This window comes from Pseudomonas sediminis (genome assembly GCF_002741105.1).
Taxonomy (GTDB): domain Bacteria; phylum Pseudomonadota; class Gammaproteobacteria; order Pseudomonadales; family Pseudomonadaceae; genus Aquipseudomonas; species Aquipseudomonas sediminis.
In genome coordinates this window covers 79,498-102,573 of sequence record NZ_NIQU01000011.1, presented here as the reverse complement: position 1 = coordinate 102,573, position 23,076 = coordinate 79,498, and the positions used below count along the sequence as shown (strand labels likewise).

The following is a 23,076-nucleotide window of genomic DNA, read 5'->3' as shown; positions in this document are numbered from 1 at the left end:
CATGGTAGGGCGCCGGCCAGTTGCAGGCTGTCGCCTTTTGCCGACGAAATGGCGGTTTTCACCGTCAATCCGATTGCCGCCCGAGAAGCTCCCGTGGACAAGTTCGATCGCCAGATCCTCACTCTGCTGCGCAGCGATGCGCGCATCTCCGTCAGCCAGATCGCCCGTGAGATCAATCTGTCACGTTCGGCGGTCAGCGAGCGGATTCGCTATCTGGAGGAGAGCGGGGTGATTCGTGGTTATCACGCCCAGGTCGCGGTGCCGGGCGAAGGTGGAGTCAGGGCTTATCTCGAGCTTTTCTACCAAAACGCCCGTTGTCAGGATTACGTCGAGCGTATGCGCGAATACCCGGAAATCCGCCATTGCAGTGGCATCAGCGGCGAGACCGACATGCTGGTACTGGTCGAGGCGCCGAGCATGGCGCGCCTGAGCGAAGTACGTGCGGCCATCGAGGCCTTCCCGCAAATGCAGCGGGTCAAGACTCATGTCGTCGTAAAGGACTGGCCGCTATGAGCTTGCGCATCCTGCACACCTCCGACTGGCACCTGGGCCAGCACTTCATGGGCAAGACTCGGCAGGCCGAGCACCAGGCCTTCTGCGCCTGGCTGCTGGAGCAAGTGCGCGTGCACGACGTGGACGTGCTGTTGATCGCCGGTGATGTGTTCGACACCGGCGCACCGCCCAGTTATGCCCGCGAGCAGTACTACCGACTGGTGGTTGAGTTGCGCGACGCCGGCTGCGCCCTGGTGGTACTCGGCGGCAACCACGACTCGCCGGCCATGCTTGGTGAAAGCCGCAGCCTGCTGGGGCAACTGGGCACCCAGGTGGTGCCGAGCGTAGGCGTCGACCTGGCTGAACAGGTACTGGTACTCGATGATCGTACTGGCCAGCCGGGCGCCATTCTCTGCGCCATTCCCTTCATCCGCCCGCGCGACGTGCTGGCCAGCCAGGCGGGGCAGAGCGCGCAGGACAAACAACAGTCGCTACAGCAAGCCATCGCTGAGCATTACCGGGCACTGTACGAGCTGGCGGCTAGCAAGCGTGACGAGCTGGGCCTGACGCTACCGATCATCGCTACCGGTCACCTCACCACGGTTGGCGCCAGCGCCAGCGAGTCGGTGCGCGAGATCTACGTCGGCAGCCTGGAAGCCTTCCCCACCAGCGCCTTCCCGCCGGCGGACTACATCGCCCTTGGTCATATCCACCGTCCGCAGAAGGTCGGCGGCCTGGAGCACATCCGCTACAGCGGCTCGCCGATTGCCCTGTCCTTCGACGAGGCGCGCCAGCAGAAGGAAGTCCTGCTGCTGACGTTCGAAGGCGCCACCCTGCAGTCGATCACGCCACTGCCCGTACCGGTATTCCAGCCCATGGCCAGCCTGCGCGGCTCGCTCAAGGAGTTGGCAGGCTCCATCACCGACGCAGCTGCACAAGGCACACCCGAGCGGCCTGTCTGGTTGGAAGTGCAAGTGAGCACCGACGACTACCTGAGCGACCTGCAAAGCCGCATCAATGCCCTGTGCGAAGGGCATCTCGTGGAAGTGCTGCGTATCCGCCGCGAGCGCGGCAACGCCGTGGCTAGCCTGGCCAGCGAAGCACGGGAAACGTTGGACGAGTTGAGCGTGGAGGACGTCTTCGCCCGCCGCCTGCAGCAGGAAACATTGGAAGAAGAGGATGCCCTGCGCCTGCAGGGTCTGTATCGGCAGGTGCTGGAGGCGCTGCCCAAGGCTTAGCGGCACAGGCCTCCGTAGCCCGGATGCAATTCGGGGATGGCGTCGCGACAACCCAGCCAAGTGCTTGCCGCGCTCACCCCAGCGGGCTGACTACACCGGCAAAGTCCTGTCCCAGCACATGCGTATAAATCTGCGTCGTACGTATATCCGCATGCCCCAGTAGCGTCTGCACTGTGCGAATGTCGCTCCCCCGGCGCAGTAGCTCGGTGGCGAAACTGTGGCGAAAGGTATGGCAACTGGCAGACTTGTGCAGATTGGATTGCCGCACGGCATGCCTGACAGCTTTCTGAATTGCACTGACGTGAAGGTGATGACGAACGATCTGCCCGTCCTCATCCGTGCAAAGTCCGGTCGACGGGAACAGCCACTGCCACTCGAATGAACATCCCGCCTTGGGGTATTTGCGACGTAGCGCAAATGGCAGGCTGACGGGCGCGTGATAAAAGCTGTCCCGCTGCTTCCAGGCGCGAAACATACGCTCTCTGCGCTCCAGCAGCTGTGTGATCAGGGGCGCCGGCAGAAGTGTCGTTCGGTCTTTGGCGCCTTTGCCGTCGTGAATGGTGATGACCTGCTTATCGAAATCCACATCCTTGATACGCAAACGTGCAGCTTCCACCACCCGCAAGCCGGCGCCATACATCAGCGAAGCCAGTAGCTGATGCGGTTGGCCGAGCCTTGCAATGAGCGCCGTGGCTTCCTCATGCGTAAGTACGCAGGGAATACGCGCTGAGCGTTTTGCGCGCACCACCTCACCCACTTGCCCGAGCGGTTGTTGCAAGACCTTGTCGTATAGGAAAACCAGCGAATTGAGTGCCAGATTCTGGGTGGCGGCAGCCACCTGACGCTCAACTGCCAACCAAGTGAGAAAAGCATTGACCTCGGTAGCACCAAGCTCCAGTGGATGGCGCAGTTTATGGAAACGGATGAAATAGCGAATCCAGTACCAGTAGGATTTTTCTGTCCGGATGCTGTAATGATGCAAGCGCATCACCGCCCTGAACTGCTCCTGCAGGCGAGGTTTGCTGGAGTTTTCCATGGCCGACTCCTTGGCTGTGTTTTTGTACAGTAGTAATGGTAGAGCAAAAAGAGGAAGTCAAGCGAATACATCCAGACATCAGGGGCTGGCCGGTAATGCCATGATTTGAAAAGAATTTTTCCAGGGCGGTGATGACGGTAATGCGGAGTTAGATGGAAGGCTCTACTATCGGATTAGTACCGCCTTCCATCTAATCACTGTTAGCCTGTTTTCGGGTTTTATAGTTTTCGCCGGTAAGGCAAATCATCAAGGATGGTGGCGCTGTTTGGCAGTTCTTCGCTTGCGCCAGGTTTAATATGCCAGTTGTGCTCGCTGCATCCCTTCTGATAGTTTGTCTTTAACGTAAATTTTACAGGTGCCAATAAACATCCGTGGGCAGCAAAGCTGCGTGGGTCAGTTGTTTGTTGGTTTAGTTTTTACTTGCACGTTTGCGGCGTTGTTGTGGTTCGGGTGTCGGCTTTGCCTTGTTGTATATCTGCTCAGGCTAACAAGGCGCGCCACAGTGACGCCAAATCGCTACGCGCTCTGGCGCACGTGCGCTAGTCGTTAGCGCTTATAGACAACAGGAGAATCAATTGGCCTCTGAAGAGATCGTTCTCACCGCAGGAGTCGCGAGCGCTGCATATGTCGCGCAGCAGCTGTTTGGAAAAACGCTTGCTGAAATGGGTGATGACCTAAACAAAATGTACACGGCAAATCGCGACAAACTTTTGGCCAAAGCTGCGAAAAAAGTTGCTGATCCCAACGACGGCGCAAAGCCAAACCTTCGCGTTGCCAGAGACGTAATCTGGAACGGTGCCGTAACTGATGATGAGGTGTGCGCCGAGTATTTCGGCGGAATTCTTGCTGCTAGCCGGAGTGAGGATGGCAGAGATGATTCAGCGCTAATTTATGTGGACTGCATTAAAGCGCTCTCCTCAAAGCAACTGCACCTTCACTTCGTCATCTATAACTCTCTCCATGAAATGCTGGCTGCGGCTGGCGCCGCTATTAATCCCGGAATGCAGGACGAACTATCCAGAAAAAAAGTATGGTTCGCGACGAAGGAGCTTGAGCGTCTAAATTTGAACCCGGTCATTGATCTGAATGTTCTACACCGCCAAGGCTTGGTCAACGGCTACGCGCTCAATCAGCACGTCGTAGGTGCCAAGTCACTTCCATACTGCAACGCAAGCCCAACCACCTTCGGTGTATTGCTCTACGCTGCCGCGCTTAACTACTTGAGCTCATGGCATCAATTCGGGAATAAAAGCTTTTCGCCGGCCCCAGCTGACATTTTGCGGCCTTCGCTCGTTGCTTCTAATCTTGAGGAGCTCTGCAAACTTGCAGGCTTGACTGACCAGCCAGCCTCCACTGAGTAGGCGGGCAAGCATGACGTTTACCATCGGATTTTGATAGGTAATAAAGCGCCACAGCCGCTAACTAGCGGTTCAAGTCGTTCGCTTCGCTCACTGGGACGAGCTAAAGCCCGCCCCTTAACCAAACGTTAGGTGAATGCCATGGAAATGATACGTGTACGTTCAACAGCCATCACTGCAATTGGTTACGACCCGGCAAACCAAAGAATGAAAATTGCATTTCAGCAGGGCCACACGTACGACTTCTGTCGCGTTCCAGCACATGTATACGAAGGTTTCATGCGGTCAGCATCAAAAGGCAGCTACTACAACGCGCACATAAAAGACCGCTATCAGTGCTAGGCAAACACCTAACAATGCGCTTAAAGCGCTCACTCCGTTCGCTGGGACGGGCTAAAGCCCGCCCCTTAACCAAACGTTAGAGGGTGCCCTATAGTGTTCAATCGTGATGTGGAAAAAATCATGGCGGCACCTTGGAGCTACCCTGGGCTTACCCCTCGCGAACCCAATTCACTGCTGCTAAGTTTTTCCATCGATGACTCAATTAGAACATGGAGCTCATGGTACGTCTTCATGTCGACCATGCAGTTCTTCCTTCGTCGCATTGAGTGGCCCAAAGGCGAAGATCGGTTTCCCATTTTAGCTGCAGGCCCTACAACATTTGGTTCAGAGGTGGTAATTCCAAAAGCCGTAGCTGAGAGCCTAATTGACTCGGCATTAAATATAGTTAGCTCAAATAGCACACGCCCTCCGGCAGAGCTAACCATTGATGGAGTTTACTTTTCAATTACCGTTTGGCGTAATAGTGAAAACGCAAGAGTCAGCTGGACGCATGGGCTCAAGGACAACTCAGGCCTTAGTGAGTGGTTATCAAACGCTGAGGTTATCGCTGGCAAATTCTTGCCAAATAGCTCAGCAAAAACCTCGCATGGCTCCCTCTAACAACTGGTTCAAATCGTTCGCTTCGCTCACTGGGACGGGCTAAATCCCGCCCCTTAACCAAACGTTAGCTACCAGCCATGACACCTACAGTACTCAACCATATCGCCGTAGAGGCTGCGCCATACAAAACAAAAATGTATCGCGCCATGCTTTTGTGCGGCGTTCTACTAGGCGCTGTACTTTTAGTCTCTTTCATACTTGAAGCGCATAACGAATATGTTTCTATAACAGCATGGGGTTCGGCAATCACACTCGGCTGGCTCAGTCTATTAACATCAGTTATTCATTGGCATCACAAGCAACCAGAAAAGCCAGAGCCAGGTTTTTTAAAAAGTCTCAAATGCACTTGGCTAAAAATAATTATATGGTTTCACTGCGTCATAATATCAATTTCATCCTTAATGCTTTCTTATGTTACTTTTGCCGCTCTCTTTAATATATTTTTCGGTTATGGCAGCTAACAACTGGTTCAAACCGTTCGCTTCGCTCACTGGGACGGGCTAAAGCCCGCCCCTTAACCAAACGTTAGGCACTCTCCGAGTGACATATGAATCAAACACAAAAATGGATTCACTGGATAACATCTAATGACGAGAGTGAAAGGCAATCAGCCAATCTTGCATTGGGTAGTTTAAGTTACGATGCTGATGTAGACATTCCTAGTCTTATAGATGCATTAGGATCAGAGAATGATGATGTTGTCTTCTGGTGTTTAGGCGCACTAGGTTCTTTAGGGGAAAGATCGATAAATGCTGTCGCAAAAATTATTAACCTTACCGATAGCAATAATCTCGGCGTACGACAAGCCTCAATCTACGCTCTGTCTAGAATCAACAAAAATAGCGCTGAACTAAACAGTGTTTTTGTGAAAAAGTTATCGGACAGCAGCGAATTTGTCGTATGTGACGCTCTTAGCGCACTAGCCCGAATGAACACCGTAGGCCCTGCGGAAATTGATGCCATAAAAATCTGTTTAACTAGCAAAAGCGAACACGTGGCTTTCCAAGCAGAAGTAGCTCTACGCAATATTATGCTTAATAGTGGCAATTCCTAACAACTGGTTCAAACCGTTCGCTTCGCTCACTGGGACCGGCTAAAGCCGGCTCCTTAACCAAACGTTAGGTAAGCACAACGACATGGAATCAAAAGTCACCTTCCGGCCGGTCGACATAGCACCTCAGCTTATTGCGTATGGCGAACCTGAAGCTGCCGAAAAGCTCATGCAGCTTGACGATTGTTCGCTACACAAGATTGGAGTCCTCGCATTTAACAATTACCTTGTGCCAAAAACAATTTTGAATAAGGCAATCTGCTTGGCAGTTATCGAGCATCTTGAAGGCACAAAAAGAGAGCTGCGCAGGAAAAAGCGCATATTTCCAAAGACTCAGAATAATGCCTAACTAGTGGTTCAAATCGCTCGCTTCGCTTACTGGTGCGGGCTAAAGCCCGCCCCTTAACCAAGCACTATATGTATTTGGTATTTTTACTCAGCTACAAGTGGGTCTTGAAATGAAAAAGAAAGTAAAGCGATCAAGAATGCGGAGGGCCTTTAATTCGCTTTGCGCGGCCCTGCTTATGGGCTCTGCAATTTACATCATGGCTATTGGTTTCAGCGCCGTTGCCATGGCAGCCATGGCTATTTCCGTTGCTGGAGCAGCTGTACTTCCTGTTCAGAGCAGCGAGGGAGTTCTGGAGGTGATAACCGGCACCGTTGAAGCCATGATCGACGGTGTCCTCGCAGTTATCGAAGCTATAACGAGTGCGATTGCTAGCTTGTTCAGTTAGAAATGGGGAGCAGCTAGTTCAAACCAGTTCGCTGGTTCCGGCTAAAGCCCAGCCCTTAACTAATACGCTATCGAGCCTCTAAAATGACACCTCTGCCATCATCCTGGGCCAGTGCCTGGTCAGACCTTGGCCTACAGCCTCCGTCAGGTCTGTTCGAGCAGCTCGTTCGTGCCTATGAGGAGCCGCAGCGGCACTATCACTCGCTGCAGCATCTGCGCGAATGCCTGATGCATTTCGAGCAGGCGCGGCATCTGGCGCAGCAACCGGGAGAGGTGGCCATCGCGCTCTGGTTCCATGACGCCATCTACGACGTGCGCGGCAAGGATAACGAGCGCCTTAGCGCAGATTGGGCCGTCCGGGTGCTTGCGAGCTGTCACGCCAGCCAGGTGACGTTGGCGCGGGTCGAGCAACTTATCATTGTCACCCGGCATGATGCGACGCCGAGCGAGCCGGATGAACAGTTGTTGGTGGATATCGACCTGGCCATTCTCGGCGCCACGCCGGAGCGTTTCGCCGAATACGACGCTCAGGTGCGCGCCGAGTACGCCTGGGTGCCGGGCTTTGTCTATCGCATGAAGCGGCGCAGCGTTCTTCAGTCATTTCTGGCGCGCCCAACTATCTACAGCACGGATCATTTCAGGGCGCGCCATGAGGCGCAGGCGCGGAACAATCTGGCCGGCGTGGTTTGAAGGCGACTCAATAGCGGGGCCCACATCGCATTCTGCGCAACAAGCGTTCTATGCTGTGAATGGTGGCGTTTCGACAGGGGAGCGAAAGTGCCGTTGTTCAATGCCTTGCTGCGTGCGCTTGACCCTTTGCATGGAGTGCCAGAGGCGACTCGGCAGGCGTTCGCCTGCTGGTACCTGCAAGCGAAGATTCCGCAGATCCGCTACGTGGCGTTCCTTACCACCGGGTTGTATCTGATCTATGCCGCGATCGAGCAGAACGTCGAGACCGATCAGTCCGTCGCGCGGCTGATCTGTCATGCGTTGTTGGTACCAGCGGCGTTACTGAGTATCGGCTTGCTGAGTTTCCAACCCAAGCGACAGCCCTTGATGCTCGGGTTACTGACCGCCGCTCCAATTTTCTCGGTACTGGCCAACCTCTACTTCAACTTCGGTTCGCCGCGCTTTGCTTTCTACGCGCCGGAGATTTACCTCAACCTGATGTGGACCTTCGCCATCTCCGGTCTCACGCTGAAACGCGCGATGCTCACGTCGTTGGTTTCGCTGGCGGCGATCCTGCTGGTCACGTTGGAGCACTCGCTGACGCCCGGCATGCAGCGCCTGCACCTGATCTGGATTCTTGCGTCGTTTTCCTTCGGTCTGCTCAGTGCCTTTCTGCTGGAGAAGGCGCATAAACGTATGTTCCTGCACCAGGACAGCCTGGCCTTGAGCGCCAGCATCGACAGCCTGACCGGCCTGTGGAATCGCGCGCGCACTCTGCATTTTCTGATCGAGGAGGTGGCACGGGCCAATCGCTACGGCACGCCGTTCTCGGTGGTACTGATCGACATCGACCACTTCAAGAGCGTCAACGACACCCATGGCCATGCCGTGGGCGACAGCGTGCTGCGGCAGTTTGCCGGGTTGTTGCGCGACGGCGTGCGAGTCATGGACAAGGTCGGCCGGCTCGGCGGCGAGGAGTTTCTGATCATCCTGCCGGAGATCGATGCGGCGCACGCCGAGCGAGCCATGCAGGCTCTGCAGAAGCGCATCAACGCTTTCGCCTTCGACCGTGTGCAACGCAAGAGCGCCAGTTTCGGCATTGCCGAGTATCGCCCAGGCGAGAGCCTGGACAGCCTGATGGAGCGTGCGGACCAGGCGATGTACCTCGCCAAGGCCAATGGCCGCGACCGTATCGAGATACTGTGAACTCGGGCCTGAACCGCGCATGAGCGGTCGGGGTCGAAATCGCTACACCCCTTCCAGTGGAGAGCGTCATGCAAAGAGCGGCACATTTTCTTCTCGCGGCTGCGGCCATTCCCCTGCTGTTGGCCGGCTGCGCGACATCTTCCAGCGAGCAGGATGCCAAGGTGACCGAGCAATGGTTGGGGCGTTGGAACGGGCCAGAGGGCACTTACCTGGATATCAGCGGCACGCCGGCTGACTACCGCCTGACCATCGCCAACCTCGACGGCCCGCGACGGTTTGTCGGCCGTGCGCAGGGCGCGAAGATCGTCTTCGTGCGCGATGGCGTGGTGGAGAGCGTCAGCGCCACCGACGGCGAAGCCACCGGCATGAAATGGCTGCTGGACAAGCAGAACTGCCTGACTGTGCGCAGCGGTGAAGGTTATTGCCGCGACTGAATCGTTACCGGTATATGCCAGAATGACGGCCTTCAACGGCTTACGAACTGTGCATGAAAATCCTCAGCCTGCGCCTCAAGAACCTCAATTCCCTCAAGGGCGAATGGAAGATCGACTTCGCTGCCGAGCCTTTCGCCGGTAGCGGTCTGTTCGCGATCACCGGGCCGACCGGGGCGGGCAAGACCACCTTGCTCGACGCCATCTGCCTGGCGCTGTACCACCGCACGCCGCGCATGAGCACGCTGTCGGCCAGCGGTAACGAGCTGATGACCCGGCACACCGCCGATTGCCTGGCCGAAGTCGAGTTCGAGGTAACAGGGCAGGGCTACCGCGCCTTCTGGAGCCAGCGCCGCGCGCGGGACAAGGTCGACGGTGCGCTACAGGCGCCCAAGGTGGAGCTGGCGCGTATCGCCGATGGTGAAATTCTCACCGACAAGATTCGCGAGAAGGAAAGCCTGACCGCCGAGCTGACCGGCCTGGATTTCGAGCGTTTCACCAAGTCGATGCTGCTCGCTCAGGGCGGCTTTGCGGCGTTTCTCGAGGCCAATGCGAACCAGCGCGCCGAGTTGCTGGAGGAGCTGACCGGCACCGAGGTCTACGGGCAGATATCCCAGCAGGTTTACGAACGCACCAAGGCCGCCGAACAGGCGCTGGGCCTGCTGAAGAGTCGTGCCCAGGGCATGGAGCTGCTGGACGAGGCGCAGCGTGCCGAATTGCAGGCCGAAGCCGAGCGCCTGGCGCAGGAACAGGCCCCGTTGCAGGCTGAGCAACAAGCGCTGCTGGCTGGGCAGCGCTGGCGTGAGGCGTTGCAGCGAGCCGAGCAACAAGCCGGCGAGGCAGCGCGAGGGCTGGAGCAGGCCCAGCAACGTCAGGCTGCTGCGGCCGATGACTTACAGCGTCTGGCCGCCGGTGAGCCGGCAGCGCGTTTACAACCGCTGCACCAGGCCTGGCAGCAGGCGCAGCACGACAGTCAGCAGGCCGAGCGCGGTCTGTTCGCACTGCGTGAGCAGATGCAAATGTGTGCCGAGCGTGAACGGGAGGCGCTGTGGCAGGCCAGCCATCATGCGGGGCACTGGCGTGAGCAGCGGCACATCGCGTTGACGCAGGCGCAGCACCAGCACGCCGATGTGCAGGCCTGGCTGAGCGAGCGCAGTTCGCATGCGCGCCTGGGTGAGTTGCTCAGTGGCTGGGACGAGCGCTTCACGCAACGGGCCAAGGCTGAGCAGGCGTTGCAGACAGCGCAAACGCGCCAGAGCGAATCCGCTGTACAACTGACGACGTTGCAGCGCCAGCGTGACGAGCAGGGTGTGCGTCTGACCACGCTGCAACAGCAGGTGCAGCAAGCGCGCGACGCGGAGGGGCAGCGGCAGGGCGCCTTGCAGGCTCTGCTGGGCGAGGCAGGAGAGACGGGCTTGCGCCAGGACTGGCAGCGCCTGCAAGCGCGCAGCCGGGTGTTCGATCGTTTGCAGCAAGTGGCGCAGAGCCGCGAGGCCTTGGCCGTACAACTGGCCGAGCTGCCCCCGCGCCTGGCTGAGCTGCAGCGCCGACAGGCGGACAAGAACACCGAGATCAACGCCCTGCGCGAACGTTACAAGGCACTCAAGCAGCAGGTCGTCGACAAGGAAAAGTTGCTGGAGCAGGAAAAACGCATTCAGGATCTGGAGGCCTATCGCGCCCGCCTGCAACCGGGCGACGCTTGCCCGCTGTGCGGCTCGCACGAGCATCCGGCGATCAGCGAGTACCAGGCGCTGAACGTCTCCGCCACCGAGCAGGCGCTGGTGCAGTGCCGCAGTGAGTTGGCCGAGCTGGAGAGCCAGGGCGCCAATCTACGTGACGAGCTGACCCGTCTCGCCGCGCAGATCGAGCAGGTGCAGCAGCAACAGGCTCAGGCCGAGGCGCAATTGCTGCCGCTGGATCAGCAGTGGCAGCAGCAGCTGAGCGAACATGACATTCGCCTGCAGGACGTCGCCGAGCTGGTGGGTGTGCAACAGCAGCACGAGCAGGAATTGGCTGCGCTCCAGGCGCGCCTGGACGCGGCGCAGGCACAGCAAACCGAGTTGCAGCGTCTACGCGAGTTGCGCGAAAGCGCTGAGCGCGAGCAGGCTGAGGCCGAGCGGCAGCAGGCAATACTCAGTCGTGATCTGGACAACACCCAGGCGCGCCTGGCCGAGCAACAAGCGCATCTGAGCGCGCTGCAGACTGAATTAGAGCAACAGGCTCAAGAGTTGTTGGCCTGCCTGCAAGGCTTCGCCAGCGAGCTGCCTGCCGACGGCGCGGGCTGGCTATACCAGCAGAAAGCCGCCTGGAACGCCTGGCAGCAGACACAGGCGCGTGAGCAGCAGTTGCTCGAACTCACGCGCGAGGCGCAACGACAACTGGACGAAGCTCAGACGCAGGCCGAGCACTGGCAGCAGCGTTGGCAGGACGCGGGGGCGCCGAGCCTGGCGCCCCCGGCAGCGGTAGCCGATCCGCAGCAGGCCCTGCGTGAATCCGCCGAGCGGTTGGCCGCGACCCTGCGTGAACGCGATGGCCTCGCTGGCAGCGAGCAAGCCCAGGAGGCCTTGCTGGCGCGTGAGCAGCAACGTCTGCAGAGTTGCCAGCAGGCTTGGCAACAGACGCTGCTGAGCAGTCCTTTCGCCGATCAGGCGGCGTTCGAAGCGGCGCTGTTGAGTGAGGATGAACGCCAGCGCTTGGTGCAACTCAAGGCGGATCTCGAACGTGCGCACACCCAGGCCTCGGCCCTGCTGGCGGCGGCTCAGGCCGAGGTGCAGCGCCTCACGGCCGAAGCGCAAACCGCCTTGAGCCTGGAGCAGTTGGCCGAGCAGCTCCAGGCAGTGCAGGAACGCTTGCGCGCCCTGAGCGAGCGTCAAGGTGAGCTGCGCGCGCAGTTGCAGGCCGACGAGGCGCGGCGCAGCAGCCAGCAGGCGCTGTTCGCCGAAATCAGTGCGCAGGAGAGTGAGCAGCGCCTGTGGCAACAGCTCAACGGCCTGATCGGCTCGGCCGACGGTGCCAAGTTCCGCAAGTTCGCCCAGGGCCTGACCCTCGATCACCTGATCCACCTGGCCAACCGCCAATTGACGCGCCTGCACGGCCGCTACCAACTGGCGCGCAAGGGCAGCGGCGAACTCGAGCTGGAAGTGCGCGACACCTGGCAGGCCGACGTGGCGCGCGATTGCCGCACGCTGTCCGGCGGCGAGAGTTTCCTGGTCAGCCTGGCGCTGGCGTTGGCGCTGTCCGATCTGGTCAGCCACAAGACCAGTATCGACTCGCTGTTCCTCGATGAAGGCTTCGGCACCTTGGACGGCGAGACGCTGGAGGTGGCGCTCGATGCCTTGGACAACCTCAACGCCAGCGGCAAGACCATCGGCGTGATCAGCCACGTCGAGGCGATGAAGGAGCGTATTCCGGTGCAGTTGCGGGTGCACAAGGGCGTTGGCCTCGGTTACAGCAGGCTCGACGCACGTTTTGCGGTGAAGGAAGGAGCGTAGTGATGCTGATGCGAGCGAAGGATTCCACCCTGCTGGTGATCGATCTGCAGGAGCGGCTGCTGCCAGCCATCGACGGTGGCGCGGCAGTGGTCGAGCAGGCCACCTGGCTGGTGCAAGTTGCGCGGCGCCTGCGCGTCCCGGTGATCGCCACCGAGCAGTATCCGAAGGGGCTGGGTTATACCGAGCCGGGCCTGCATGAGCTGCTGCCGGGCGATGGCCTGCGGGAAAAGATTCATTTCTCGGCAACCGCCGGGGCTGGGCTGTTCGACTTGCCCGGTGGCGAGCGCAGGCAGTTCGTCGTCTGCGGCACGGAAACCCATGTCTGCGTGCTGCAGACGGTAATGGGCCTGCTGGCGGCCGGGCGTGAGGTATTCGTGGTCGACGAGGCGGTGGGATCGCGCCGGCCACGCGACAAGGCTCTGGGGCTGGCGCGCATGGAGCGTGCCGGCGCGGTGATCGTTTCGCGCGAGATGGTCGCCTTCGAGTGGCTGGAGCAGGCCGGCACCGAGCTGTTTCGCGAGGTCAGCAAGGGCTTTATTCGCTGATTCATAGCCCGGATGTAATCCGGGAATGTCTGGTAGCGCTGCCCCGGATTACATCCGGGCTACGGGCTGGCCTGCTCCGGTACGGGTTGGTAGTGGCCAGCCTGCAGGTCGTCGAAATACTTCTGGTAACGGCCGTCGTCGCGAAACTGTTGCAGGCGAGCGTTGAAGCGTTCGCGTAGCGCTTCGCTTTGCGCCAGGCGCTTGGGCAGCATCAGGTAGCTGAGGTTGACCAGCAGCGGCTTGGGGTGGTGAGTGATACGCTCGGCATCGGCCCTGGAGAACTCGTTACGCAGCGCGGCGTAGCCGACGTTGAGCTCCTGCGGGTAGAGGACCACGCGCTCCTTGAGCAGCTTCTCGAAGTTCTGCCGGTCGCTGGACACTCGTTCGATGCGCACCTTGCCTTCGGCGAGAAAGGCATCGAACGCCGGCCCGTAGCTGTATTCCAGACCGCCGCCGAGGGTCATGCCGCTGAGGTCGTCGAAGCGCTGCCAGTCGAACGGCTGGGTTTTCAGGTGGAAGAACACGAACTGTTCGTTGAGCAGTGGGGCGCTGAAGAGAAAGTCGGCCTCACGCTCGGTCTTGTGCATCCATACCGCGGTGGCGTCGAACCGGCCTGCGGCGGCTTCGGCGTAGGCGCGGGGCCAGGGCAGGAAGGTGAATTCGACACGGTAGCCTTCCTCGGCCAGCATGTCGCGCAGCAGATGGGCCACTGGCCCCTGGTGTTCGAGTCTGGCGGACAGATAGGGCGGCCATTCGCCGGCGCTGATCCGCAGCAAAGGTGCCTCTGCAGCCCCAAGCGGACTGCAGCAGAGCAGGCTAAACAGCACAATCAACAGGCTGTGACGCATCTGTAGTCCTCGACGGCTCGGGCAACAGGATGATGGCACTTTAAGGGTTTTGCCCTGTTGATCCCAGTCATGCCGCCGGCTGGCAGGCAGTGCAATGCTTGAAGCCCGGTTTCTGGCTTGCTGAACGCAGGCGTGCACCAAATTGCTGCAGACGGCTCAGGGCGAATATGCCTATGCTTGAAGCAGGACAAGAAGTCGGTGACAAACCGCGGATCGAACGCCTGCTCTCAGGCGTTCCGGTGATGGAGTCTGGTTTTTGCACAAAGCGCTGCATTGCTGCCTGCTCTGGCTGATGGTCGGCACCTGCTACGGTGCCCAGCCAACCTTGACGTTCTGTCATGAAGATCAGAACTCCTACCCCTGGGTGATGACCGACGGCACTGGCCTCAATCTGGAATTGCTCGGCTTGGTACAGCAAGCGCTGGCGCTGCAGGTGGTGTACGTGGCGGTACCCTGGAAGCGCTGTCTGTCAGGCATGCAGCAGGGCCTCTATGACGGTGCTTTCGCTGCCAGCGTCAAATCCGAGCGGCTGCAGATGGGCCATTACCCCATCAATGCCGATGGCCGCGCGGATGCCGCCAGGCGTTTGCACACCTCGCGTTATACCCTGTACCGCCGCGTCGGCAGTGCAGTGTCTTGGGATGGCCAAGGTTTCAGCCAGGTGAATGGCCGGGTCGGCTCGCTCAGTGGCTTCTCCATTCGCGATCTGCTGCTGGCGCACGGGCTGGAGGTGGACGAATCGAGTCGCGATCCACTGGCGCTGTTGCAGATGCTGGTGCACGGTCGGGTCGAGGCCGTCGCCTTGCAGACCATGCGTGGCGATTTCGTCTTGCAGGCCAATCCGCAGTTGGCCCTGCGGGTGGAGAAACTGCCGCAACTGCTCGAGGAAAAGCCCTATTACCTGATGCTGTCCAACGCGCTGCTGGCGCGTGACCCCGAGTTGGCCGAAAGAATCTGGGCCGAGGTGCAGCGGCAGCGCGAGTCGCCGGCCTATCTGGGGCGGGTGGCGACTTACATGTCGCGCCCCTGAAACACGCAAAAAACCAAGCCGTGGCTATTCCCGCGCGGCAATGGCATGGCTAGAGTCCGCTGCTTCCAACCTGCATCCGTTTGGGTGAATCGCGCATGACCTTCGCTGCCTGGCTGACCCTTGGCCTTTTCGTTCTCACCTACCTAGGCATGGCCGCTGGTGGCGTTCGCGGCCTGCGCATCGATCGCAGTTGGATTGCCTGCTGCGCGGCAGTGCTGTTGCTGGTCAGCGGTGCGTTGAGCATGGAGGATGCGGCCCATCATCTCGACCCTGGCGCGTTGTTGCTGCTGTTGGCGTTGATGCTGATCTCGGCGCAGTTCGATTTTTCCGGGGTGTATGCCTGGCTCAACCGCTACCTGACCGAGCATGCCGAGCGCCCGGCTGTGCTGCTGATGGGCGTGGTGGTGCTGGGCGGCTTGCTCTCGGCGGTGCTGGTCAACGACATCGTCGCTTTCGCCCTGACGCCGCTGCTGTGTCGCAGCCTGCATCTGCGCGGGCTGGAGCCGCGGCCGTTTCTGCTGGCGCTGGCGTTGTCGTGCAACGCCGGCTCGGCGGCGAGCCTGATCGGCAACCCACAGAACATTCTCATCGGCCAGGCCGGTGGTCTGGATTTCTGGGGGTATGTGGCCGTGGCCGGGCCACCGGCAGTGATCGCGATGGCAATCGTTTATGCGGTGATCTGGTTGCAGTGGCGCCATCGCTGGGGCGAGGCCAGGCCGCTGACCGAGGACGATACGCCGGTCGAGCATATCTACGGCGCGCACAGCTATCTCAAACCGCTGCTGGCCAGTCTCGCGCTGCTGGCGCTGTTCGCCACGGCGCTACCGCGCGAGCTATCGGCGCTGTTGATCGCGGTGCTGGTGATGGTGTCGCGGCGGGTGGACAGTCGCGACTACGTGAACAAGGTGGACTGGAACCTGCTGTTGCTGTTCGTGGGCTTGTTCCTGGTCAGCGGCGCCGCGCTGCAGTTGCCGCAAATGACGCAGGGAGCCACCTGGCTGGCCGAGCATGGCCTGTTGCCGCAGGGCGTGGTGTCACTGGCCACCGCATCGCTGGTGGCGGGCAATCTGATTGGCAACGTGCCCTTCGTGGTGTTGCTGTTGGGCCTGATGCCGGAGTTGTCGCACTCGGTGTTGATCGGCCTGGCGATCATGTCGACCCTGGCCGGCAACCTGCTGCTGATTGGTAGCGTGGTCAACCTGATCGTCGCCGAAGGGGCGAAGCGTCAGGGCGTCAGGCTTGGTTTCGTCGATTATGCGCGCAGCGGCGTACCGGTGACGCTGCTGAGCATGACGGTGGCCGGGCTGTGGCTGGTGTTGGGTGGCTGGTTGCCCTGGTAGGGAGATCGGTGCGCACGGCGCACCCTACAGCTAGGGGGCGCTGTGCGCACCGGCAGGTCTCAGCGCCAGCGACTCTTGCTCCAAGCGCTACGTTCTTCGGCATTCTTGAACGTCCAGGCCACCAGGCGGCTCTGCTTCTGCCCCTGCGACATACCGAGGATACGCACCTCAAGCCCGCCGGCTTTGGCCAGCCAGCCCTGTAGCAATTCCACATGGCTGCCTTTGGAGACCAGGCTGCTGAACCACAGCACCTGCTCCGCCACTTGCGCGCTTTCGTTGGCCATGCGCTTGAGAAACGCGGCTTCGCCACCGGGGCACCATAGCTCGGCCGCCTGGCCGCCGAAGTTGAGCACCGGTAGCTTGCGCTTCGGGTCGAGCTTGCCCAGGTTGCGCCACTTGCGCGTGCTGCCACGGGTGGCTTCATCGGCGCTGGAGTGGAACGGCGGGTTGCACAGGGTCAGGTCGACGGCCTCGTTCGCTTGCAGCAGACCGAGAAATACGTGCTCGGCATTAGCCTGCTGGCGCAATTCGATGCCACCCGCCAACTGCGGATTGGCCCCGATGATGGCGCGCGCAGAGGCCAGCGCCGCGTTTGCGATATCGGCCCCGAGAAACTGCCAGCCGTACTCGCAATGACCGATCAGTGGGTAGATGCAGTTGGCGCCTACGCCGATATCCAGGGCTCGCACCTTGGCTCCATGGGGAATCTGCCCGTCGTTGTCAGTCGCCAGCAGGTCGGCCAGGTTGTGCAGGTAGTCGGCGCGACCGGGAATCGGCGGGCACAGGTAGCCATCGGGAATGTCCCAGTGGCGGATGCCGTAGTACTGCGTCAGCAGCGCGCGGTTGAACACCTTGACCGCTGCCGGGTTGGCGAAGTCGATGCTTGCATTGCCATAAGGGTTGGTGATGACGAAGTCGCCCAGCTCGGGGCTTGCCTTGATCAGCGCGGGGAAGTCGTAGCGCCCCTGGTGGCGGTTGCGCGGGTGCAGTTCACCCTTGGCCGGCGCGGTTTTCACAGCGGCGGGAGCGGGCTTGCGGGGGCGTTTCGGCGGCTGGGGCATGAACGGGCTTCGGCGATTCGGGGGGCGGGATTTTCCCATAGTCGGGCAGGGCACGCACTGCATTCGGGACAAGGGAAGCTGGTGCGCGCAGCGCATCCTATGCTCCCGGCCTTTGCGATTCGTAGGGTGCGCCGTGCGCACCGCAGGCACCTCAGAGCGGGAAAATTAGCGGCACCAGCGCCACACTGACGATCATCACCAGCAGGGTGAAGGGCACACCGATGCGCACGAAGTCGCCGAAGCGGTATTGGCCGGGGCCGAGCACCAGGGTGTTCACCGGTGAGGAGATCGGCGTCATGAACGCGGCCGAGGCAGCCAGGGCCACGGTCATGGCGAAGGGCAGAGGCGACACATCCAGCGCCTGCGCGGTGGCGATGGCCACCGGCGCCATCAGCACCGCCGTGGCGGTGTTGGAGATGAACAGACCGATCACCGCGGTGAGGGCGAACAGGCAGGCGAGGATCAGTCGTGGCCCGGCATCGCCCAGACCGCCGACCAGCCCCTCCACGGCCAACTCGACGCCGCCGGTTTGCTGCAACGCCTGAGCGAACGGCAGCATGCCGACGATGAGGATCAGCGTTGGCCAGTGGATGGCGCGGTAGGCGCTGTCCAGGTCGATGCAGCGAAACGCGCCCATTAGCAGGCAGGCGATCAGCGCGGCCTGCACGTTGGGCACCAGACCGCTGACCATCAGCAGCACCATCACCGCCAGGCTGAGCAATGCGTAGGGCGCCTTGCGCGCAGCCGGCGCCACCTCGGCCACTTCCGCCGGCAGGCTGAGCACCAGGAAATCGCGGCTCAGCCCCTGCAGGCGGTGGATGTCGCGCCAGGCGCCGGCCACCAGCAGAGTGTCGGAGGCCTTGAGTTTCTCGTCCACCAGCACGCCCTCCAGCGCCTGGCCCTGGCGGCGCAGGCCGACCACGTTGAGCTTGTGCCGCGAACGAAAGCCCAGTTCCTGAATGGTCTTGCCCGGCAGTTGCGACTCCGGCGGCAACGCCACCTCGGCCAGGCCCAGTTCATGGGCGTGCAGGCTGAAATACGAATGCGGCAGCGGCATGGGTTCCAGCCCCAATGCCTGATAGCTGCCGAGCAGGCCGATGGTGGGGCTGGCGATATCCACCAGCAGCACGTCGCCCGGCTCCAGCAGGGTATTGCCGCTGGCCATCAGCAACAGGGTGCGTAGGCGCTGGCGGCGCTCGATGGCGATGACGTTGATGCCATGATCACGGCGCAACTGCAGCTCGTTGAGCACCTGATTGGCCAGGGGCGAGTCGGTGCGTACCTGCAGGCGCCGCTCGCGCTCGCTCAGGCGATAGCGTTCGGCAAGGTCGGCCAGGGTCAGGCGTGGTGGCTCGGCATTGCCACCTGCTTCGCTGCGTACCAGCCAGCGTCGGGCGATCAGCATGTAGCCGATGCCGAGCACCAGCACTGCCAGGCCGATGGGCGTGAGATCGAAAAAGCCAAAACCATCCAGCCCAGCACGGCGCAGTTCGGCATGCACCACCAGGTTTGGCGGTGTGGCGACCAGCGTCAGCATGCCGCTGATCAGCCCGGCAAACGCCAGTGGCATCATCAGTCGCGCCGGGGCGATGCGCAGACGTGCAGCCACCCCGAGCACCACGGGGATGAAGATCGCCACCACGCCGGTGGAGCTCATCACCGAACCCAGGCCGGCCACGGCCAGCATCAGCAGAATCAGCAGACGCGTTTCGCTGCTGCCGGCCTTGGTCACCAGCCAGTCACCCAGGCGGTAGGCGATGCCGGTGCGCACCAGGCCGTCGCCGATGACGAACAGCGCGGCGATGAGGATGACGTTGGCATCGCTGAAACCGGCCAGGGTCTGTTGCAGGTCGAGTACGCCGGTCAGCGGCAGGGCGACCAGCACCAGCAGGGCGACCACGTCCATGCGTGGTTTGCCGATGACGAAAAGAGTGACGGCGCCGGCCAACAGGCCGAGCACCCAGAACAGATCTGGATTCATCGCAGCTCCAAGAGGTATGGAGCGATTATTTCAGGGATAACCCAGCGTAGTCTTGATCTGCTGCAGGTTGGCGGCGATCCAACGCTTGTCGATCGGCCCCCAGTCGCGAATCTGGTAGTGACCGGCGTTGTTGCGTTCGCCCTCGTTCTGCTCGAACTGGCAGTCGATATCCAGCTCGGCGAGGGCGGTGAGGGTGTCCTGTGCGGTGCGCCGGGGCATGCCGGTGGCATCCATCAGCGCCGGCACGCTGACGGCCTGGCCGCTGTCGATCAGCCAGGCCACGTAGAGGCGGCGGTAGAAGCTGGTGCGGGTCTTGCTCGTCTGCATGGTGACTTCCTGTTCGTATCCGAGCGCCTTCGCAGGCTGTTGAAAAACTACCTACGTTGCCATTGCTGCGTTAAAAACAGGCTCGTGCGCGAGTCCGATCAAAATGCTCATTTACAACTCGTAAACCCGAGTGCGGGCCCAGTGCTTTTTTCGCCTGTTTTTGTGGGGCCGCCATCGGTATTGCACTGGCTGCCTCGGCTACGTTTTTCAACGGCCTGCTAGCCAATCAGGCGGCAAACATCAGCATATAGGTGACGGCACCGGCCAGGTAGCCGATGAAGGCCAGGCCGCTGATCTTCTTCAGGTACCAGATGAAGTTGATCTTTTCCATGCCCATGGCGGCCACGCCAGCAGCTGAGCCGATGATCAGGCAGCTGCCGCCGGTACCGGCGCAGTAGGCGAGCATTTCCCAGAAGTTGCCGTTGACCACGAAGTTGCGCAGCCATGGCAGCTCGCTCGCTGCGGCCGCCGCCAGGTTTTCAGGGCTGACCAGTGGATACATCTTCATGGCGCCGGCAACCATCGGCACGTTGTCCACTACGGCCGAGAGCATGCCGATGGAAATGGCGATGCTGTAGACGTTACCCAGACTGTCCTTGAGCAGCGTCGCCACCTGGATCAGGTGGCCGGCGCTGGACAGCGCTGAAACCGCCAGCAGGATACCGAGGAAGAACAGCACGCTGGTGATGTCGATACGGCGCAGTACGCCCACTACCGACAGCGGGTCCTTCTCTTCGCTGTTCTTGCTGCGGTGGATGATCTCGGTGGTGATCCACAGCAGGCTGAGGCCGAAGAGGATACCCATGTAGGGCGGCAGGTGAGTGATGGTCTTGAACACCGGTACGAAGATCAGCGCACCGAGGCCCAGGCAGAACACCAGGTTACGCTCGAAGGGCGTGGTCGGATCGCGACGGCTCTCGGCGCTTTCCTTGATACGCGGTTCAGCCACTTCACCCTTGAGGCGGAAGCTCATGATCAGCAGTGGCACCAGCAGGCAGATCAGGCTGGGCAGGAACAGCTTGGTGATGATGCCGGTGGCGGTGACCTGATTGCCAATCCACAGCATGGTGGTGGTCACGTCACCAATTGGCGACCAGGCGCCGCCGGCGTTGGCGGCAATGACCACGATACCGGCGTAGAACCAGCGCTCGTGGCGGTCAGCGATCAGCTTGCGCAGCAGCGAGATCATGACGATGGTGGTGGCCAGGTTGTCCAGCGCGGCGGACAGGAAGAAGGTGATCAACCCCACCAGCCACAGCAGGTGCACGCGCTTGTGGGTGCGGATGCGGTCGGTGATGACCTTGAAGCCCTCGTGGGCGTCGATCAGCTCGACGATGGTCATGGCGCCCATGAGGAAGAACAGGATCTCGGAGATTTCGCCGAGGTGGTGGCGCAGTTCCTCGACCACATGATGGGTGTTGGTGCTGGAGCCGGCGGTACCGGTGCCGAGCAGTGGCAGGATGCTGTCGGCACCGAGCACCAGCAAGGTCCAGGCGATCACGGCGGTGAGCAGGGCGGAGGCTGCCTTGTCGATCTTTAACGGGTGCTCGAGTGCAATGCACAGGTAGCCGAGGACGAAGACGAGTGCCATCAACGCATACATGTTCGGAGTTCCGCTCTGATTCTTATTAGTGGGGACGTGCCGGAGGGCTGCTGTCAGGCGGGTGAAGATGCCTGAAACAATTGGAAAAAGGGAAGGCTTTTATAGCGAAAGGAGCAAAGAGATGAGTGTTTTGCTACTTAATGAGGCGTTCGGGCCGCAGCGCTGGCCGGCCCGAACGGATGCGAAATCAAACAGCAGTCTGCGCCTTAGGCGGCAGCAGGTAGGCGAGGGCGATGGCCAGCACCGGCATGATCAGGTTGAAAAAGCAGTACGGCAGGTAGCTCAACGTCGCCACGCCCAGCGTCGCGGCCATGTAAGCGCCGCAGGTATTCCAGGGCACCAGCACCGAGGTCAGGGTGCCGCCGTCCTCCAGCGCGCGTGACAGGTTGGTTGGCGCCAGGCCGCGTTTTTCGTATTCAGCGCGATACATGCGCCCCGGCAGCACCAGGGCGATGTACTGATCGGCGGTGATGACATTGGTACCGATGGTGGTGGTGATGGTGCTGGCGACCAGGCCGCTGTCGCTGCGCACCAGGCGCAGGGCACTCTGCAACAGGCGCTGCAGCAGACCGAGGCGCTCCAGTACGCCGCCGAAGCACATGGCGCAAATGATCAGCCACACCGTGGTGAGCATGCTGGCCATGCCGCCCTTGGACAGCAGGCCATCGAGCTCGGCGTTGCCGCTGGCCGACTCATAACCGGCGAACAGCGCGGTCCATACGGTTTTCAGCGGCGCCAAGGCGCCAGCTTGAGGGTCAGCCAGGCGCGCCATCACCTCCGGCTGGAACACCACTGCGAATACCGCACCGAGCAGGGCGGCGAGAAATACCGCCGGGAAGGCGGCCCACTGGCGTACTGCTAGCAGCAGCAGGAATGCCACCGGCAGCAGCAGGTGCCAGCCGAGGTTGAACTGGGCCTCCAGCGCGCTCAATACCTCGGCGATACGGCTGGTGTCATGTTCGGCGCTGGCCTGCTGGCCGAGGGTGAAGAAGATCACCAGGGCGATCAGCAACGCCGGCACCGTGGTGCGCAACATGTTGCGGATATGCGCGAACAGGTCGGCGCCGGCAGCGGCTGGCGCCAGGTTGGTGGTGTCCGATAGTGGCGACAGCTTGTCGCCGAAGTAGGCGCCGGAAATGATCGCACCGGCGGTGATCGCCGGGTCCAGCCCCAGGCCTGCTGCCACGCTCATCAGACCGATGCCGAGGGTGCCGGCCACCGTCCACGAGCTGCCGATGGACAGCGCGGTGAGTGCGCAGATCAGGCAACTGGTGAGGTAGAAGTACTCGGCGCTGATCAGCTTCAGACCCAGCCAGATCATGGTCGGCACCGTGCCGGCGAGAATCCAGGTGCCGATCAGCGCACCGACCGCCAGCAGAATCAGGTTGGCTTTCATCGCCATGTGGATGCCAGCGAGTATGCCTTCTTCGATCTCGGCCCAGCGCAGGCCGTTCTTCAGGCCGATCAGGCCGGCGACGAAGGCGGCGCTCATCAGGGCGATCTGGTTCGGGCCGCTGGAGGAGCTGTCACCGAATAGGTAAACGGAGAGGCTGAGCAGCACGACGAGCACGCCAATCGGCAGCAAGGCGTCGAGCAGGGAAGGGGAGCGGGCAGTCATGGGTGTTCCGGGCAATCAAACTAACCGTGGGAGGGGCTTCAGCCGCGACTTTGCGGTTAAAGCTCGCGGCTGAAGC

The 23,076-nt window shown here is 60.9% G+C and carries 23 protein-coding genes; 16 read left to right on the top strand and 7 right to left on the bottom strand.

The features are described 5' to 3' along the window. Nucleotides 1-93: 93 nt before the first annotated feature. Nucleotides 94-513, top strand: a complete 420-nt coding sequence (locus CDO35_RS21385) for an Lrp/AsnC family transcriptional regulator (RefSeq protein WP_099526600.1) — start codon at nt 94-96, stop codon at nt 511-513. After that, nucleotides 510-1,730 carry an exonuclease subunit SbcD gene (sbcD, locus tag CDO35_RS21380; RefSeq protein WP_099526599.1) on the top strand — a complete coding sequence of 407 codons (1,221 nt, stop codon included), beginning with the start codon at nt 510-512 and terminating at the stop codon, nt 1,728-1,730. Before CDO35_RS21385 ends, sbcD begins: the two co-directional genes overlap by 4 nt. 73 nt (nt 1,731-1,803) lie before the next feature. On the opposite strand, the gene CDO35_RS21375 is transcribed toward sbcD, so the two are convergent. Next, nucleotides 1,804-2,766: an integron integrase gene (locus CDO35_RS21375; protein ID WP_099526598.1), complete on the bottom strand. Its 963-nt coding sequence runs from the start codon at nt 2,764-2,766 to the stop codon at nt 1,804-1,806. A gap of 575 nt (nt 2,767-3,341) precedes the next feature. Between CDO35_RS21375 and CDO35_RS21370 the strand changes: the two genes are divergently transcribed. From CDO35_RS21370 to CDO35_RS21330, 12 genes are all read left to right on the top strand, one after another. Further along, nucleotides 3,342-4,127, top strand: coding sequence for a hypothetical protein (locus CDO35_RS21370; RefSeq protein WP_099526597.1), 786 nt, complete (start codon nt 3,342-3,344; stop codon nt 4,125-4,127). A gap of 138 nt (nt 4,128-4,265) precedes the next feature. Next, the gene (locus CDO35_RS21365) at nt 4,266-4,466 is read left to right on the top strand and encodes a KTSC domain-containing protein (RefSeq protein WP_099526596.1); all 201 of its coding nucleotides are present in this window, start codon (nt 4,266-4,268) and stop codon (nt 4,464-4,466) included. Between the two features lie 93 nt (nt 4,467-4,559). Beyond that, a complete protein-coding gene (locus CDO35_RS22870; RefSeq protein ID WP_143507362.1) occupies nt 4,560-5,066 on the top strand; it encodes a hypothetical protein in 507 nt (168 codons plus the stop codon). 77 nt (nt 5,067-5,143) lie between these two features. Further along, nucleotides 5,144-5,527 (top strand): hypothetical protein, encoded by a 384-nt coding sequence (locus tag CDO35_RS22865; RefSeq protein ID WP_143507360.1) that lies wholly within the window; start codon nt 5,144-5,146, stop codon nt 5,525-5,527. An 86-nt stretch (nt 5,528-5,613) separates the two neighbouring features. Beyond that, entirely contained in the window at nt 5,614-6,120 is a 507-nt protein-coding gene (locus tag CDO35_RS22860; RefSeq protein ID WP_143507358.1) for a HEAT repeat domain-containing protein, read from the top strand. A gap of 82 nt (nt 6,121-6,202) precedes the next feature. Continuing rightward, nucleotides 6,203-6,466, top strand: coding sequence for a hypothetical protein (locus CDO35_RS21360; protein WP_099526595.1), 264 nt, complete (start codon nt 6,203-6,205; stop codon nt 6,464-6,466). 109 nt (nt 6,467-6,575) lie between these two features. Beyond that, nucleotides 6,576-6,851 carry a hypothetical protein gene (locus CDO35_RS21355; RefSeq protein WP_243699118.1) on the top strand — a complete coding sequence of 92 codons (276 nt, stop codon included), beginning with the start codon at nt 6,576-6,578 and terminating at the stop codon, nt 6,849-6,851. An 83-nt stretch (nt 6,852-6,934) separates the two neighbouring features. After that, nucleotides 6,935-7,540, top strand: coding sequence for an HD domain-containing protein (locus tag CDO35_RS21350; protein ID WP_099526593.1), 606 nt, complete (start codon nt 6,935-6,937; stop codon nt 7,538-7,540). 87 nt (nt 7,541-7,627) lie between these two features. After that, nucleotides 7,628-8,725, top strand: coding sequence for a GGDEF domain-containing protein (locus tag CDO35_RS21345; RefSeq protein ID WP_099526592.1), 1,098 nt, complete (start codon nt 7,628-7,630; stop codon nt 8,723-8,725). A gap of 68 nt (nt 8,726-8,793) precedes the next feature. Next, nucleotides 8,794-9,159 carry a hypothetical protein gene (locus CDO35_RS21340; protein WP_099526591.1) on the top strand — a complete coding sequence of 122 codons (366 nt, stop codon included), beginning with the start codon at nt 8,794-8,796 and terminating at the stop codon, nt 9,157-9,159. Nucleotides 9,160-9,212: 53 nt separating this feature from the next. Beyond that, nucleotides 9,213-12,647 (top strand): AAA family ATPase, encoded by a 3,435-nt coding sequence (locus CDO35_RS21335; RefSeq protein ID WP_099526590.1) that lies wholly within the window; start codon nt 9,213-9,215, stop codon nt 12,645-12,647. Between the two features lie 2 nt (nt 12,648-12,649). Further along, nucleotides 12,650-13,192 (top strand): hydrolase, encoded by a 543-nt coding sequence (locus CDO35_RS21330; protein WP_099526589.1) that lies wholly within the window; start codon nt 12,650-12,652, stop codon nt 13,190-13,192. A 59-nt stretch (nt 13,193-13,251) separates the two neighbouring features. On the opposite strand, the gene CDO35_RS21325 is transcribed toward CDO35_RS21330, so the two are convergent. Continuing rightward, nucleotides 13,252-13,968: a substrate-binding periplasmic protein gene (locus CDO35_RS21325; RefSeq protein WP_243699117.1), complete on the bottom strand. Its 717-nt coding sequence runs from the start codon at nt 13,966-13,968 to the stop codon at nt 13,252-13,254. 328 nt (nt 13,969-14,296) lie between these two features. Here CDO35_RS21325 and CDO35_RS21320 point away from each other — a divergent pair, with 328 nt between their 5' ends. Together CDO35_RS21320 and CDO35_RS21315 are read left to right on the top strand one after the other, a co-directional pair. After that, nucleotides 14,297-15,070, top strand: a complete 774-nt coding sequence (locus tag CDO35_RS21320; RefSeq protein ID WP_099526587.1) for a substrate-binding periplasmic protein — start codon at nt 14,297-14,299, stop codon at nt 15,068-15,070. A 95-nt stretch (nt 15,071-15,165) separates the two neighbouring features. Beyond that, nucleotides 15,166-16,410, top strand: coding sequence for an SLC13 family permease (locus CDO35_RS21315; protein WP_099526586.1), 1,245 nt, complete (start codon nt 15,166-15,168; stop codon nt 16,408-16,410). A gap of 59 nt (nt 16,411-16,469) precedes the next feature. Here the strand turns inward: CDO35_RS21315 and rlmF are convergent, their stop codons facing one another. The 5 genes from rlmF to nhaC form a co-directional block, all read right to left on the bottom strand. Continuing rightward, nucleotides 16,470-17,471: a 23S rRNA (adenine(1618)-N(6))-methyltransferase RlmF gene (gene rlmF / locus CDO35_RS21310; protein WP_099526585.1), complete on the bottom strand. Its 1,002-nt coding sequence runs from the start codon at nt 17,469-17,471 to the stop codon at nt 16,470-16,472. Nucleotides 17,472-17,622: 151 nt separating this feature from the next. Beyond that, nucleotides 17,623-19,470: an SLC13 family permease gene (locus CDO35_RS21305; RefSeq protein WP_279432794.1), complete on the bottom strand. Its 1,848-nt coding sequence runs from the start codon at nt 19,468-19,470 to the stop codon at nt 17,623-17,625. Between the two features lie 12 nt (nt 19,471-19,482). Further along, complete coding sequence (locus CDO35_RS21300; RefSeq protein ID WP_099526583.1) at nt 19,483-19,779, bottom strand: winged helix-turn-helix domain-containing protein; 297 nt, start codon at nt 19,777-19,779, stop codon at nt 19,483-19,485. 226 nt (nt 19,780-20,005) lie between these two features. Continuing rightward, nucleotides 20,006-21,382 (bottom strand): sodium:proton antiporter NhaD, encoded by a 1,377-nt coding sequence (nhaD, locus tag CDO35_RS21295; RefSeq protein WP_099526582.1) that lies wholly within the window; start codon nt 21,380-21,382, stop codon nt 20,006-20,008. Nucleotides 21,383-21,569: 187 nt separating this feature from the next. Further along, nucleotides 21,570-23,000, bottom strand: coding sequence for a Na+/H+ antiporter NhaC (gene nhaC / locus CDO35_RS21290; protein ID WP_099526581.1), 1,431 nt, complete (start codon nt 22,998-23,000; stop codon nt 21,570-21,572). Between the last annotated feature and the right edge of the window lie 76 nt (nt 23,001-23,076).